The 14395-nt window shown below is 46.2% G+C and carries 11 protein-coding genes and 4 tRNA genes; 12 read left to right on the forward strand and 3 right to left on the reverse strand.

What is annotated here, in order from left to right; translation table 11 throughout:
- Positions 1-153: 153 nt before the first annotated feature.
- From ybgC to L5L77_RS11565, 11 genes are all read left to right on the forward strand, one after another.
- On the forward strand, positions 154-555 hold the full coding sequence (ybgC, locus tag L5L77_RS11515) for a tol-pal system-associated acyl-CoA thioesterase (RefSeq protein WP_006081251.1): 402 nt from the start codon (positions 154-156) through the stop codon (positions 553-555).
- Positions 545-1231 carry a protein TolQ gene (gene tolQ / locus L5L77_RS11520; RefSeq protein WP_028760350.1) on the forward strand — a complete coding sequence of 229 codons (687 nt, stop codon included), beginning with the start codon at positions 545-547 and terminating at the stop codon, positions 1229-1231. The genes ybgC and tolQ overlap by 11 nt, the downstream gene beginning before the upstream one ends.
- The gene (gene tolR, locus L5L77_RS11525; RefSeq protein ID WP_113938780.1) at positions 1231-1665 is read left to right on the forward strand and encodes a protein TolR; all 435 of its coding nucleotides are present in this window, start codon (positions 1231-1233) and stop codon (positions 1663-1665) included. The genes tolQ and tolR overlap by 1 nt, the downstream gene beginning before the upstream one ends.
- A complete protein-coding gene (gene tolA / locus L5L77_RS11530; protein WP_263222754.1) occupies positions 1666-2709 on the forward strand; it encodes a cell envelope integrity protein TolA in 1044 nt (347 codons plus the stop codon).
- Between the two features lie 11 nt (positions 2710-2720).
- Positions 2721-4049, forward strand: coding sequence for a Tol-Pal system beta propeller repeat protein TolB (tolB, locus tag L5L77_RS11535; protein WP_263163141.1), 1329 nt, complete (start codon positions 2721-2723; stop codon positions 4047-4049).
- Positions 4050-4095: 46 nt separating this feature from the next.
- A complete protein-coding gene (pal, locus tag L5L77_RS11540; protein ID WP_028760346.1) occupies positions 4096-4629 on the forward strand; it encodes a peptidoglycan-associated lipoprotein Pal in 534 nt (177 codons plus the stop codon).
- Between the two features lie 24 nt (positions 4630-4653).
- Positions 4654-5400, forward strand: a complete 747-nt coding sequence (gene ybgF / locus L5L77_RS11545) for a tol-pal system protein YbgF (protein WP_028760345.1) — start codon at positions 4654-4656, stop codon at positions 5398-5400.
- A 142-nt stretch (positions 5401-5542) separates the two neighbouring features.
- Positions 5543-5618 (forward strand) — tRNA-Lys (locus L5L77_RS11550).
- A 185-nt stretch (positions 5619-5803) separates the two neighbouring features.
- Positions 5804-5879, forward strand: a tRNA-Lys gene (locus tag L5L77_RS11555).
- Between the two features lie 59 nt (positions 5880-5938).
- Positions 5939-6014 (forward strand) — tRNA-Lys (locus L5L77_RS11560).
- Positions 6015-6073: 59 nt separating this feature from the next.
- Positions 6074-6149 (forward strand) — tRNA-Lys (locus L5L77_RS11565).
- Between the two features lie 376 nt (positions 6150-6525).
- Here L5L77_RS11565 and L5L77_RS11570 read toward each other — a convergent pair.
- The 3 genes from L5L77_RS11570 to acs all read right to left on the reverse strand — a co-directional run bounded on the left by L5L77_RS11570 (position 6526) and on the right by acs (position 10776).
- Positions 6526-6786, reverse strand: a complete 261-nt coding sequence (locus L5L77_RS11570) for a GrxA family glutaredoxin (RefSeq protein WP_028760344.1) — start codon at positions 6784-6786, stop codon at positions 6526-6528.
- A gap of 60 nt (positions 6787-6846) precedes the next feature.
- Positions 6847-8601, reverse strand: coding sequence for a DEAD/DEAH box helicase (locus L5L77_RS11575; RefSeq protein WP_263185939.1), 1755 nt, complete (start codon positions 8599-8601; stop codon positions 6847-6849).
- 222 nt (positions 8602-8823) lie between these two features.
- Positions 8824-10776 carry an acetate--CoA ligase gene (gene acs / locus L5L77_RS11580; protein WP_198572683.1) on the reverse strand — a complete coding sequence of 651 codons (1953 nt, stop codon included), beginning with the start codon at positions 10774-10776 and terminating at the stop codon, positions 8824-8826.
- A 174-nt stretch (positions 10777-10950) separates the two neighbouring features.
- Between acs and L5L77_RS11585 the strand changes: the two genes are divergently transcribed.
- Positions 10951-14391 (forward strand): PAS domain-containing hybrid sensor histidine kinase/response regulator, encoded by a 3441-nt coding sequence (locus L5L77_RS11585; protein WP_263222757.1) that lies wholly within the window; start codon positions 10951-10953, stop codon positions 14389-14391.
- The last annotated feature ends 4 nt before the right edge of the window (positions 14392-14395 follow it).

Here is a 14395-nt window from a genome sequence, read left to right on the forward strand (position 1 = left end):
TGGGGTCGTTTGACCCCATTCTCTTTTACAATTGCCCCTATTCATCTGAAACCCGCGCTATTCCTATCTATATCTTCATCGGGTCATTCACAAGTCTTGTTTCCCTAGGTATAGTAAGCGTCAATTTTTCAACCAAAATTTGCTTATTTTCAAATTATGTTTCATTGGCCAATTTCAGTCTATTACGAAGACACCGACGCTGGTGGCGTTGTCTATCATTCGAACTACCTCAACTTTTTTGAGCGCGCGCGAACCGAGTGGCTAAAAGCCCTTGGCGTGAGTCAGACTGCGTTATTAGCCGACGACACCGCTTTTGTCGTAAAGCGTGCGGAACTCGATTTTCGCAAAGCAGCACGTTTTGAACAGAACCTTATTGTTGAAACTAAGGTCATAGAGTTGAAAAAGGCCTCGTTGATCTTTCATCAACGCTTGGTCGATAAACAGGGAGACTGTTATTGTGAAGGCACAGTGCTGGTTGTTTGTGTTGCGCTATCACGTATGCGTCCCCGAGCTATTCCCTTAAATATTGTGCAGGAGTTTGACAGTGCAAGCTGATATGTCGATTGTTGGGTTATTTTTACAAGCCAGTTTATTAGTGAAATTTGTTATGTTCACTTTACTTTGCTTGTCGGTGATGTCTTGGACGGTGATTTTACAACGCCGTAGCTTACTGACATCCGCAAAAAGTAAATCGGCGAAGTTTGAAGACAAATTTTGGTCAGGTGTTGATTTAAACCGTTTGTATAAAGAATTATCATCTCGTCCAGATAATAGCGGTTTAGAGTCATTATTTGTGACTGGCTTTAAGGAATATTCACGCCTGAATAAATTAAATAGCAAAGTGCCCGATGCCGTCATGGATGGTACATCGCGAGCTATGCGTGTGACCTTGTCTCGCGAAATGGAAAAGTTAGAAGCTAACTTACCGTTATTAGCAACGATTGGTTCGACTAGCCCTTATATCGGTTTATTTGGTACGGTATGGGGGATCATGAATTCTTTTATCGCTATTGGTTCGATGGAAAATGCCACCTTAGCTATGGTTGCACCCGGTATTGCTGAAGCTTTGATTGCAACGGCTATGGGTTTATTTGCTGCAATTCCAGCGGTAATTGCGTACAACCGTTTCTCGACCCAAGTCGATAAATTAGAAATGGCTTACGCAAACTTTATGGAAGAGTTCTCCAGCATTTTGCATCGCCAAGCATACAGTGAGAAGGAAGGGGCATAATGCAACCAGCTTATCAGCGCAAACGTCGTCGCCCCGTTGCTGAAATCAACGTGGTGCCTTATATCGACGTCATGCTCGTGCTGTTAATTATTTTTATGGTAACAGCACCCATAGTGACCCAAGGGGTCAAAGTTGAGCTACCTCAAGGGGCGGCAGAAGTGTTACCCAATGACAGTAAGCCGCCCATTGTTGCTTCAATCGATGGTGACGGTGATTACTTCCTCAATAAAGGCGGTTCAACGAATGTGCCTATGGATTTGGAAGAATTGGCAACGGAAGTGGCTGCACTTATCGTGACTGAACCTGAGCGTCCTGTTGTGGTTAAAGCCGATAGAAATATTCCTTACGATAAAGTGATTCAGTTGATGGTGACACTGCAGCAAGCTGGCGTGCCATCAGTCGGTTTGATGACGGATTCACCCAAGGAGAAATAGGTGGCAGATAAGTCAGATGTAACATTACCTCTGTCAATTTCAGCGGGTATTCATATTGGCGTGATAATTATTCTGGCATTAGGAATAGATTTTTCTCACAAACCTGAGCCTATGCAACAAGTTAGCGCACCAGCAATCAAAGCGGTTATGGTTGATCAGCAAAAAGTGGCTAATCAAGTTGAGAAACTTAAGCAAGAAAAGCGTGATGCCGAACGCCGTGAGCAAGAACGTCAAGCCGAGCTTGAACGCAAAGCTCAAGAAGCGAAACAGGCACGCGAGCGCGAACAAGCTCAGATTAAACAGCTAGAGCAAGAACGTAAGCAGCAGGAAATTGAGATTCAAAAAGCCAATGAAGCGACCAAATTAGCCCAGGTGAAACAGCAGCAGGAAAAGGAAAAAGCGGTCAAAGCCGAAGCCGACCGCAAGCTGAAAGAGCAGGAGCGTAAGGTTGCTGAAGACGCTGCACAAAAAGCCGCTGAAAAACGCAAGGTTGAAGAAGCTGCTGCAGTGAAAGCTGAAACTGACCGTAAGCAAAAAGCAGATGCGGAAGCTAAAGCGGAGGCTGATGCCAAAGCTAAAGCGGATGCCAAAGCTAAAGCGGATGCCAAAGCTAAAGCAGATGCTAAAGCTAAAGCAGATGCTAAAGCTAAAGCGGATGCTAAAGCTAAAGCGGATGCCAAAGCCCGTGCCGATCAAGAGCAGGAAATGGCCGATGCATTAGCGGCGGAGCAGGCGGCATTGTCGCAAACCATGAGTAAACAAGTGGAAAGCGAAGTGGGTAAGTACACCTCGATGATTCAATCTGTCATACAACGTAATTTAGTGAAGAATGAATCGATGCGGGGCAAGACTTGTACTGTTTCAGTACGTTTAGCCAGCGATGGTTTTGTAATCAGTAGTCAAACAAAAAGCGGTGATGAATCGGTTTGCCGTGCTGCTAAGAGCGCGATTTTAAAGGCGGGTAAACTGCCAGTGTCACCGGATCCACAAGTATATAATTTTATGAAAGAACTTAACTTAATCGTTGAACCAACGTTTAATTAACAAGGAGTCACATGAAGATTTTGGCAAAATGGTTAACAGTGGCGATTCTGCTGTGCACCACCCCCGCAAAAGCGGCGCTGGATATTGTAATTACCGGAGGTGTTGATGCAGCGCGTCCGATTGCTGTGATGCCTTTTGTATGGCAAGGTCCTGGCGCACCGCCACAAGCGATTGCTGATGTGGTGATGTCTGACTTAGCTCGTAGCGGTACCTTTAAACCTTTAGACGAGCTCGGACTACCTCAGCGCAATATTGGTGCTTTGGCTCAGTTTCAACCTAGTTCATGGTCTAGCGTTGGCGCAGAAGCTGTGGTGTTAGGTACTGTGAAACCTTACGGGACCGATCAGTATTTGGTGAGCTTTGATTTAATCGATTTAGTTAAAGCACAAAACCAAGCATTGAAAGGCTCAGTCAGTGCTACAGAATTTTTGATGGACAGTCGCCAAACTGTGATTTCAGCAGCGCAATTTCGTCAATATGGTCATAGAATTAGCGATATCGTCTATGAAAAGTTAACCGGTATTCGCGGTGCATTCTTAACGCGGATCTCCTACGTCGTGGTCAATCATACTCAAAAAGCACCTTATCAGTTGATGGTTGCGGACTATGATGGTTTTAACGAGCAAATGTTACTGCGCTCACCTGAGCCATTAATGTCACCTACTTGGTCACCCGATGGGCGTCGTTTGGCGTATGTTAGCTTTGAAAATAAAAAAGCAGAGATTTTCGTACAAGACCTTTATACCCAAGTGCGCACTAAAGTGAGCTCTTTCCCTGGTATTAACGGTGCGCCGGCTTTCTCTCCTGATGGCAAATCTTTGGCTGTGACGCTGTCTAAGGATGGTCAGCCTGAGATCTATGTTATCGATATTGCGACAAAAGCGATTAAGCGTATTACCAATCACTATGCTATCGATACTGAACCATCATGGTATCCTGATGGGAAGTCGTTGATTTTCACCTCTGAACGTGGTGGTAGACCGCAAATTTATCGCGTAGAGTTAAGTTCAGGTAAAGTGAGTCGTGAAACATTTGAAGGTGAATGGAACCTTGGCGGTTCAATTACGCCAGATGGACGTAGTATGATTTTTGTTAACCGTACTAACGGTAAGTTTAATATTGCGCGTATGGACTTAAATACGCGTTTTATGCAGGTGCTAACCTCTACACGCTTGGATGAATCCCCAAGTGTGGCGCCTAATGGTACTATGGTCATATATGGCACTACACACCAAGGTAAGCAAGTATTAGCAGCTGTTTCTACGGATGGACGCTTTAAAGCGAGATTACCCGTGGGTCAAGGCGAGGTGAAATCACCTTCTTGGTCTCCGTTTCTCTAATGTTATACCTTGATTTAATCACATTTAATTTTATAAGGAACACGTAATGGATCTGAATAAGTTGTTAAAAGCTATGTTGGTAGCACTTCCAATTATGGCTATTAGTGCATGTAGCTCAACTTCAGAATCAGAAACTGATGCAATGGGCTCAACAAACGGTTCAGGTAGCGAACTGAATGGTGGCATTCAAACTGGTGGTGTGGGTGCTATGTTGTCATCTGAAGAGCAGCAACGTCAGCAGTTAGAAGAGTTGAGAAAAGAACACATCATTTACTTCGATTTCGACCGCAGTGAAGTTCAAACTGAATTCGCCGCTGTATTAGAAGCTCATGGTACTTACTTAGTTGAGCACCCAAGTGTGCGCGTACTGATTGAAGGTCATGCGGACGAGCGTGGCACTCCTGAGTACAACATTGCTCTGGGTGAACGTCGTGCTAAAGCCGTTGCTAAATACCTACAAGGTATGGGCGTACAGCCAAGCCAAATGAGCGTAGTCAGCTATGGCGAAGAAAAACCACTTGATTTTTCTCGCACTGATGAAGGTTTTGGCAAAAACCGTCGTGCAGTTTTAGTTTACTAAGATTGAATCTCGGAGAGTAACACAATGAAACGTGCCGTCTTAATTACGGCAATGTTCCTTGGTGCGGGCGCTGCAGTTGCAGCGCCTGCTCCTGTGGAAGATATTGCTGGTGGTTCGGGTGATGACAGACTTGCTCGTATCGAACGTATTGTAAAATCGAGACAACAAAGTGAGCTCGAGATGCAACGTCGTCTTGATACACTGCAGCAGGAAGTTCTCGATTTACGCGGTTTAACCGAACAACAGAATTATCAGATTGAGCAGATGCAAGAGCGTCAGCGTCAGTTATATGATGAGCTTGCTAATTTATCCTCAAAGGCATCTGCCGCACCTGCAGCTGCAGCGACATCTATCCCCTCTGTGGTATCGACCAATGCTGCCGCAAGTAGTTTAAGTGAAACTGCAAGTTATGAAAATGCCGTTAACTTAGTCTTAAAAGAGCGTAAGTATGACGATGCCATTCCTGCCTTCCGTGCTTTTATCAAACAATACCCAGACTCTGTGTATGCCGCGAATGCGAACTATTGGTTAGGACAGCTATTATTTAATAAGAGCGAATTTGCAGAAGCCAAACAAGCCTTCAAAACTGTGGTTGATCGTTTTAGTGATTCTAATAAACGTGGCGATAGTTTAGTGAAGCTTGGCATGATCGCCGAGAAAACCGGTGATAAAGCTGGTGCGATGCAATACTACCAACAAGTTGTCAAAGATTACGCAAATAGCGCCGCAGCACGCATTGCACAGCAGCAACTGGCTGCAATTAAAGCGTAATTAACTAAAAAACATACTCTTAGTCTGTTTTTCATGCAAACGACAAAAAATTGGGAATTTGCGCTTGCATGAGAAGATGAAAAAGGTATTATAGGCGCCCTCAGAGCGGCGAGGTCGTTCGGGGCGTGAAATACCAGTAAATGGGTCGTTAGCTCAGTCGGTAGAGCAGTTGGCTTTTAACCAATTGGTCGAAGGTTCGAATCCTTCACGACCCACCACTTAATCTAATAAATAGAATAAGTTAGTGGTATTTAACGAGATAGTCAGTAGTACAATTTGTCGTTAGCTCAGTCGCTTTTTTATAAAGCTAGGGCAGTTGGCTTTTAACCAATCAGTCGAATGGTTCTAATCCTTAATGACACACCACTTTACTGAAAGTGCATAAATCAGCGCAACATCAGATGGGTCGTTAGCTCAGTCGGTAGAGCAGTTGGCTTTTAACCAATTGGTCGAAGGTTCGAATCCTTCACGACCCACCACTTATTATTCGCATTGTTGATGCCAAAATAAGTGAACATTTTTATCGTAATACCTAGATGGGTCGTTAGCTCAGTCGGTAGAGCAGTTGGCTTTTAACCAATTGGTCGAAGGTTCGAATCCTTCACGACCCACCACTTATTATTCGCATTGTTGATGCCAAAATAAGTGAACATTTTTATCGTAATACCTCGATGGGTCGTTAGCTCAGTCGGTAGAGCAGTTGGCTTTTAACCAATTGGTCGAAGGTTCGAATCCTTCACGACCCACCACTTATTTTTCAGCTGTATCTCTCTCGAATTTCTCCCTGAATGTCCCTCGTTAAACTCCAATACTGAGTACCGAATTTAATACCTTCGTTTTACTTATTCCACTGCAAAATATTTTTCTAACATAATTATTGGCATTAGCAAGTTCGACTAATGCAGCATCTTTAAAAAGAAATGTATCTTGAGTTTGGCGATTATATTAAAGCTGACATTATGTGCAGTGATGATGACAATGGTGCGTATAATTCTGGGGGGGTCTAGGCAGTTTATGTACCGAGCACTATTTATGGAAAGCTCTAATCCCACTTGGTTGTGATAAAGACTAAAAAGGAGACCTTAGGTCTCCTTTTGCATTAAGCGGATCACATATCTATAGAGTTTAATCTAACAGATTGTTTTCGCGAACATATTGTTCGAAATCTGTGCAGCCACCTATGTGCTTCTCATCGACAAAAATCTGCGGTACGGTTTCAACTGGCTTACCGACAGTTTTTTCTAAATCTGCTTTAGAGATGCCTTCTGCATGGATATCGACATATCTGAACTTAAAGTCATCACGTTTTTCAACGAGTTGCTCAGATAATTGCACAGCACGAACGCAATAAGGACAGCCTGGACGGCCAAAAATAACAACGAACATAATAGCTCCTTAGGATTACTTTAGTCGTTTTATACCATAGGCCTAAGTGAATTGATAATGTCAGCCACGTTTATTTTCAGTTTGATAGCGACCTTGATAATCAAAATAGCTTTCGAGCAGATCCCAGCCTTTTTTATGTTTCTTCAGCAGCAAGAGATCGGGCATGCGGAATTTATCCGCGTCGCTGATTAACTCTGTCACCTTAGTGTATTTTTTCGGTTTTAATCCCGGTGTACGGCTATGGGGAAAGATGAATAAGGCATATAGGGCTCGCCACTGGGCCGGTGTTTGTAATTTAAAGCGGCGATTGAATTCATTACCGTCGATATCGAGGTACTGCACTTTCAGATTGCCGTCATCGTCGATGAGGCTCATATGCTGGCAGCGGAATAAATGATGGTGCTGCAGGCTGAGCACTTGGCGTAGGCGTTTATCGGGATCGATGAGGGTCGATTGGCAGTGCTGGCAAATGCGCGCCGCGATATCATTCTCTTCGCCGCAATCAGGGCAAGATTTAGATCTAAATCGAAAGTCGCACTGCAGCTTTTTACCTTGCAGTTCGACTATGCCCTGACAGCGGCGACCAAAGTGTTCGATAATGTCGCCATCGTCGTCCGTGAGTCCCCAGAATATATTGGCAAAATCGCATACTGGGCAATGCACTTGCACGGGGACCGATTTACTGTTGGGTTTCGCTTGGCCGACCTCAGGGAAATACAAGTCATAACCATTGGCAGCATAGTCGATGATAAGACAATCTTTTTTGCCTTCAGCGATTCGCAATCCACGGCCGATCATTTGTTGAAACAGACTGACTGAGGCGGTAGGGCGCAAAATTGCAATCAAATCCACATGGGGCGCGTCGAAGCCTGTCGTCAACACAGCCACGTTGACTAAAAACTTAAGCTCTTGGGCTTTAAAGCGTTCAATCGTCGCGTCACGTTCATTGTCGTGCGTTTGTGCTGTGATAATGGCACTTTGTGCAGCGTGAGCTTGGTTGAGTAGGTCAAAAATCTCATTAGCGTGGCGCACCGTTGCCGCAAAAATGATAATACCTTTTCTATGTTGGCTCAGTTCAATGAGTTGTTTCACAATCGCAGTGGTCGCGCGGCCGTAATGTCCCAGTAAATCGTTAACCTCGGCTTCGGCATATTCGCCATTCTCGTTTGCTTTAAGTTGGCTGAAATCGTACTGGGCACTGAGGCCATCAAACAGGGTTGGCGCTGTGAGGTAACCTTGCTTAATGAGCGGCCTTATGGGCAGCTCGAACACACAATGTTTGAACACGGCATGTTCGGGAGACCCCACTTTGCCGTGATAGTGTTGCTGATAAATCCAGCCAGTGCCAAGGCGATAGGGCGTGGCGGTGAGACCGAGCAATCTTAATTGGGGATTTTTCGTGCGTAAATGGTTGAGTACTTGCTGATATTGGCTGGTTTTTTCTAGGCTGACTCTGTGGCATTCATCAATAATGACTAACGAGAACGGCTGATCGAACTGCGTTAATCCCCGCGCTGCCGATTGAATACTGGCAACGACGGTTTTTCCGTCGGTGGCTTTTTGATTGAGTCCCGCCGCATAGATACTGGCTTGTGCTGTGAGGAGGCCGACTTTCTCGGCATTTTGCGCAACTAATTCTTTCACATGGGTGAGCACTAAGACTCTGCCTTTGGCGATGCGCGCCAGTTCGGCGATCACTATGCTTTTGCCGGCGCCTGTGGGCAATACAAGTACGGCGGAAGCTTGGCTTTGCCTAAAATGGGCGATGGCGGCATTAACCGCTTGCTGTTGATAGTCTCTGAGTTTGACTGACACGCTGATAAAAAATCTATGCTGAATAAAAGTGAAGTTGCAAGCTTAACATAACAGGCAAAAAAAATGCCCCTGGTTGGAGGGGCAAGCTAGAGAAAGGAGCAATCACACACACTCTCTCAACAGGGTTCACTTTTAACCTGAGGTTTAAAAAGGGAGGTTCAGGTTACGCTTAACCTATTGGGCATAGACTAAGCGTTGTGGACGTTATTCTTAACTCGGATATTACTCAGTACGATTTAAACGTGATTCAATCAAGGTCTCGATCACAGCTGGATCGGCCAAGGTTGATGCATCCCCTAAGTTGGTCACTTCGTTAGCGGCAATCTTACGCAGGAAGCGGCGCATAATCTTGCCTGAACGTGTCTTAGGTAAGCCCGTCGCCCATTGGATGAGATCTGGGGTGGCCAGCGCACCAATTTCTTTACGAACCCATTGACGCAGCTCTTGACGTAGTTCTTCGGTTTCTTCAGTGCCGCGGGTTAGCGTGACATACGCATAAATACCTTGGCCTTTAATATCGTGTGGGTAGCCAACTACCGCAGCTTCTGCAACCAGTTCGTGTGATACCAGCGCACTTTCGACCTCTGCCGTACCTAATCTGTGGCCGGACACGTTGATCACGTCATCGACGCGGCCAGTGATCCAGTAGTAGCCATCTTCATCACGGCGTGCACCGTCACCGGTAAAATACATGCCGCGGAAGGTTTTAAAGTAGGTCAGTACAAATCGTTCATGGTCGCCATACACAGTACGCATTTGGCCCGGCCAAGAATCGAGTAACACTAAGTTACCTTCGTTCTCACCTTCTAAAATATTCCCCATGTTATCCACTAAGGCGGGTTGAACGCCAAAGAACGGGCGGGTAGCTGAGCCGGGTTTAGTATCGGTCGCGCCTGGCAGTGGGGTGATCAAAATGCCGCCCGTTTCAGTTTGCCACCAAGTATCGACGATAGGGCAATGTTCATGACCTATGACCTCATGGTACCAACGCCACGCTTCTGGGTTGATAGGTTCACCTACCGAGCCCATGATCCTCAAGCTGCTACCATCGAACTTATCGAAGTGTTGCTTACCTTCTGCCATCAATGCGCGAATTAACGTTGGCGCTGTATATAGAATGTTCACTTTATGGCGGTCAATCATTTCGCCTAAACGGGCAGGGCTTGGATGATTCGGCACACCTTCATGGATAAGCACAGTCGCACCATTGGCGAGCGGGCCGTAAACCATGTAAGAGTGGCCAGTGATCCAACCCACATCCGCGGTACACCAGTACACTTCACCCGCTTTGTAGTCGAACACATATTCATGGGTCATAGACGCATAAACCATGTAGCCGCCAGTGGTGTGCAATACGCCCTTGGGATTACCGGTTGAACCTGAGGTATAAAGCAAGAATAACGGTGCTTCGGCGTCCATTTCTTCTGGTTGGCAGTGCTCTGATGCGGTTTCCATCAGTGAATGCCACCACACATCACGGCTTTCTACCCAATCTACTTTGCCACCCGTGCGTTTAAGTACGATGACTTTTTCAACCGTAGTGACATCAGGGTGCTTTAAGGCATCATCGATGTTGCGCTTCAATGGAATAGCACGGCCACCGCGCATACCTTCATCGGAGGTAATAATGACTTTGGATTTTCCGTCAATGACGCGAGAGGCGATAGAATCAGGTGAGAAACCACCGAAGACCACAGAGTGCACAGCGCCGATACGGGCACAGGCGAGCATAGCCACTGCGGCTTCTGGCACCATAGGCATGTAAATTGTGACTATATCCCCGCGGCGCACGCCTTGGCTGCGCAGTGCGTTGGCAAACTTACACACATCTGCATGTAATTCACCGTAGGTGATTTTGCGTTGTTCGCTGGCGTTATCGCCTTCCCAAATAATCGCCACGCGATCACTGTGCTCGGCTAAGTGACGGTCTAAACAGTTGGCTGAAGCATTCAAGGTGCCATCGTAAAACCAATTGATCGATAAGTTATGGTCATCAAAAGAGGTTTTTTTAATTTTGGTATAAGGTTTAATCCAATCAATACGCTTGCCGTGTTCTCTCCAGAAACCTTCAGGATTGACAATCGACTCTTGGTACATTGTTTTATATTTATCGTTGTTTACAAGTGCATTGGCAGCGATATTGCCGGAGACTTTGTAGAGAGACTGCGAGCTCATAGGGCTTCCCTTTTGAAAAATTGCGTGGACTGAGTATGGTATGCAAGGGGGCGGCAACTCCATTAGACCTTGGTCTAGTGTTAAATTTTCCTTTATATTTAGTCTGTTGCATTAAAAATCCGGCTAGATTTTAGACAGGTTTTATCGCACAATAATCAGAAAAAAGAGCAAAGTATGAATTTAACCTTAGTCGTTGCTGTTATTGCCGTCTGTTATGTCTCGCTTTTATTCCTATTGGCTTGGGGGGCGGAGCGTTGGTTTACTCAGATCACTAAAAAGCTTCAGGTCGTTATCTATGGTCTGAGCTTAGCGGTTTATTGCTCCTCGTGGAGTTTTTTAGGCACAGTTGGGCAATCGGCTAAGGATTTTTGGTCTTTCTTACCGATTTTTATCGGCCCTATTCTGATTTTTACTTTAGGCTTTGGCATGTTACGCAAGATGGTATTAGTGTCTAAGGCGCAAAATATCACTTCCGTGGCCGACTTTATTGCCGCTCGATACGGCAAATCCCAAACCTTAGCCGCCTTAGTCACCTTAATCGCCTTGTTTGGCATCATGCCCTATATCGCCCTGCAGCTTAAGGCGATGGTGTTTAGCCTTAATCTATTTCAACCTGCAGACGATCCCCTCGATGGGGTGACGATTCCGCTACTGATCACGTCTTTGTTAGCTATATTTGCCATTTTATTTGGTACCCGCAAACTTGATGCGACTGAGCACAATCCTGGAATGATGCTGGCGATTGCCTTTGAGTCTCTGGTGAAGCTCGCCGCATTTTTGTTGGTCGGTGTTGTCATCAGTTTCGGGGTATTCGATGGTTTTTGGGATATTTGGCAGCAGGCGAATGCGCAGTCGCTGATCAATTATCCCAATCCCCGTATTGAAGCTTTAATGCCTGAGTTACTTGTTGGGATGGCGGCGTTTTTGTGTATGCCAAGGCAGTTCCATGTGATGGTGGTGGAATGTGCCGATGAGTCTGTGTTGTCGAAAGGACGTTGGTTGTTTCCTATCTATTTAGCGCTTTTTGGTTTATTCGTTGGGCCGCTCGCCTTGGCGGGGAAGATCATCCTCGGCGATTCAGTGTCGGCCGATACCTATGTGATTAATTTGCCACTCGCTTTAGACCAACCTTTACTGGCGGTGATTGCGCTACTGGGCACACTTTCGGCGGCAACTGGCATGGTGATAGTGGCGGTGGTGACTATCAGTGTGATGGTGAGTAACGAATGGCTGGTGCCTGTGATGCTGCGTACGGGCCATATCCGTGAGAAAAACTTCAGTCAGTTCTCGCACCTGTTACTTAATGCCCGCCGCTTAGCCATCGTGATTATTCTGGGCTTAGGCTATGGCAGCTATTTGGCATTATCAGACAGTGATTCCTTGTCCCATTTAGGCATGTTGTCTTTTGGTGCGTTTGCCCAACTCGCGCCAGCTTTAGTCGGTGGACTCTATTGGAAACACGGCAATCGGGCAGGGGTATTTTTAGGGCTCGGCGTGGGCTTTTCGCTGTGGTTCTACATCATGTTGCAGGGCATGACCGATGTGCAAAGTTCATCGGCGTTCTTGTCTAGTGTCGCGAGCGAGAAAGGCCTGCTAGATGCGATAACGCCCAATGTGCGTGATGCGCTGACGGCTCTTTTTGCCAATATTGCCTGTTATATTTTGGGTTCTATTTGGTTTAGAGCCGGTGTGGCTGAGCGTATTCAGGCCAGTGCTTTTGTGAGTCCGGGTAAATTAAAAAACAGCGCCAATAAGAAAAATGGTCCGATTTCACAGCAGGACTTACTGATACTGGCGAGTCGTTTCGTTAGCCCAACACGCGCCTATGAGAGTTTTAGCCGTTTCTCGATTGATGCGGTAAAAAGTGATAGTTGGCATAAAGCGGCGCCGCCGGAGTTGATTTCCCACACTGAACGTTTATTGGCGGGGGTGCTTGGCGCTTCAAGCGCAGCGCTGGTGATGGATTCCGTGCTGCAAGGGCGCGATTTAGCGCTGGATGAAGTCTTTAGTCTGGTCGATGAAGCCTCATCGAAGATTATGCTCAGTCAAGACATGTTGCGCGGCGCGATTGAACACGCCTATGAAGGCATGAGTGTTATCGATAACGATCTCAATCTTGTGGCATGGAATTACAAATATGTGGAGCTGTATCAATATCCCGATGGATTTTTGCAGCAGGGCATGCCGATCAGTGAAGTGATTCGCTTTAATGCGGCGCGGGGTTATTGTGGTGAAGGGGAAATAGAACAGCAGGTTGAGCAGCGGGTGCAGCACATGCGTAATGGCACGCCGCACACTTCTGAGCGCCATCGCAGGGACGGTAAAGTGATAAAAATTCAGGGAAATCCTATGCCAGATGGCGGCTTTGTGATGACTTTTACCGACATTACTCAGTATCGCGAACAGGAGCGCGCGCTGCTTGAGGCCAATGAAACCTTAGAGAGCCGTGTTAACGAACGTACCTATGAATTAGCCATGTTAAACAGTGAGTTACTGGAGGCTAAAGCGCAGGAAGAAATTGCCAACGCTTCTAAGAGTCGCTTCTTGGCCGCCGTCGGCCATGATTTAATGCAGCCACTTAATGCTGCGCGACTGTTCACTGCGTCGTTATCTCAGTATCCCAATCTAGATCGTGAGGCCAGAACCACCTTATCCCATGTGAATAGCTCGCTAAAAATTGCCGGTGAATTGCTCACCGACCTATTGGATATTTCTAAACTCGACTCAGGTATGGTGGATGTTAATCGCCGTGACTTTGCGATTTCAGAACTGATCAATGGCTTATCCGTTGAATTTGAAGCGATGGCGGCGGATAACCAAATTCGTTTTAAGATGATCCCATGCAGCGCAACCGTTAATTCCGATCCTTCGCTGTTACGGCGTGTCCTGCAAAACTTTTTAACCAATGCCTACCGTTATGCTCGCGGTGGCAGAGTTTTGTTTGGTTGTCGTCATCGAGGTCATTACCTTGAAATCCAAGTGTTAGACACGGGTTGTGGTATTGATGAAAAAGAAACCCAAGAAATTTTCAAAGAATTTAAGCGGTTGAATAATCCTAAGAGCAACAATGTTAGCGGCTTGGGCTTAGGTCTGGCGATTGCTGATCGCATTAGTAAAGTGTTAGAACACGGTATTCAGGTTTCATCCCATTTAGGGCGCGGCTCGGTCTTCTCCATTTGTGTTCCACTTGGAGAAACTGTGCGTCAACCACAAGTGAAAGCGTTGCCGTCGCTGCTGCAGCCATTGTCGGGTATCAAAGTGTTGTGTATCGACAACGAAGAGGCCATTTTAGCTGGATTAGAAAGCCTATTAAGCCGCTGGCAGTGTGAGGTTATCTGTGCAAAAGATTTATCTGATGCACGCATTAAACTAGGACTGAAAGGCGTCGCGCCTGATATTGTGCTCGCGGATTACCATTTAGATGATGGCCAAAATGGCGTCGATGCGATGGACGGTATTCGCGCGCTTTATGGACAAGATTTACCCGGCATTTTGATTACCGCCAATACTCGCAAAGAGCTGGTGGAAGATGTTCAACGCCGCGGCTATCACTATATGGCGAAAATGATAAAACCTGCCGCGCTACGTGCCTTGATTTCTAGCTTGGTAAAATAAGCTT

Source organism: Shewanella sp. SM29 (assembly GCF_025654245.1).
In the GTDB taxonomy this organism is placed as follows: Bacteria; Pseudomonadota; Gammaproteobacteria; order Enterobacterales; family Shewanellaceae; genus Shewanella; species Shewanella oncorhynchi.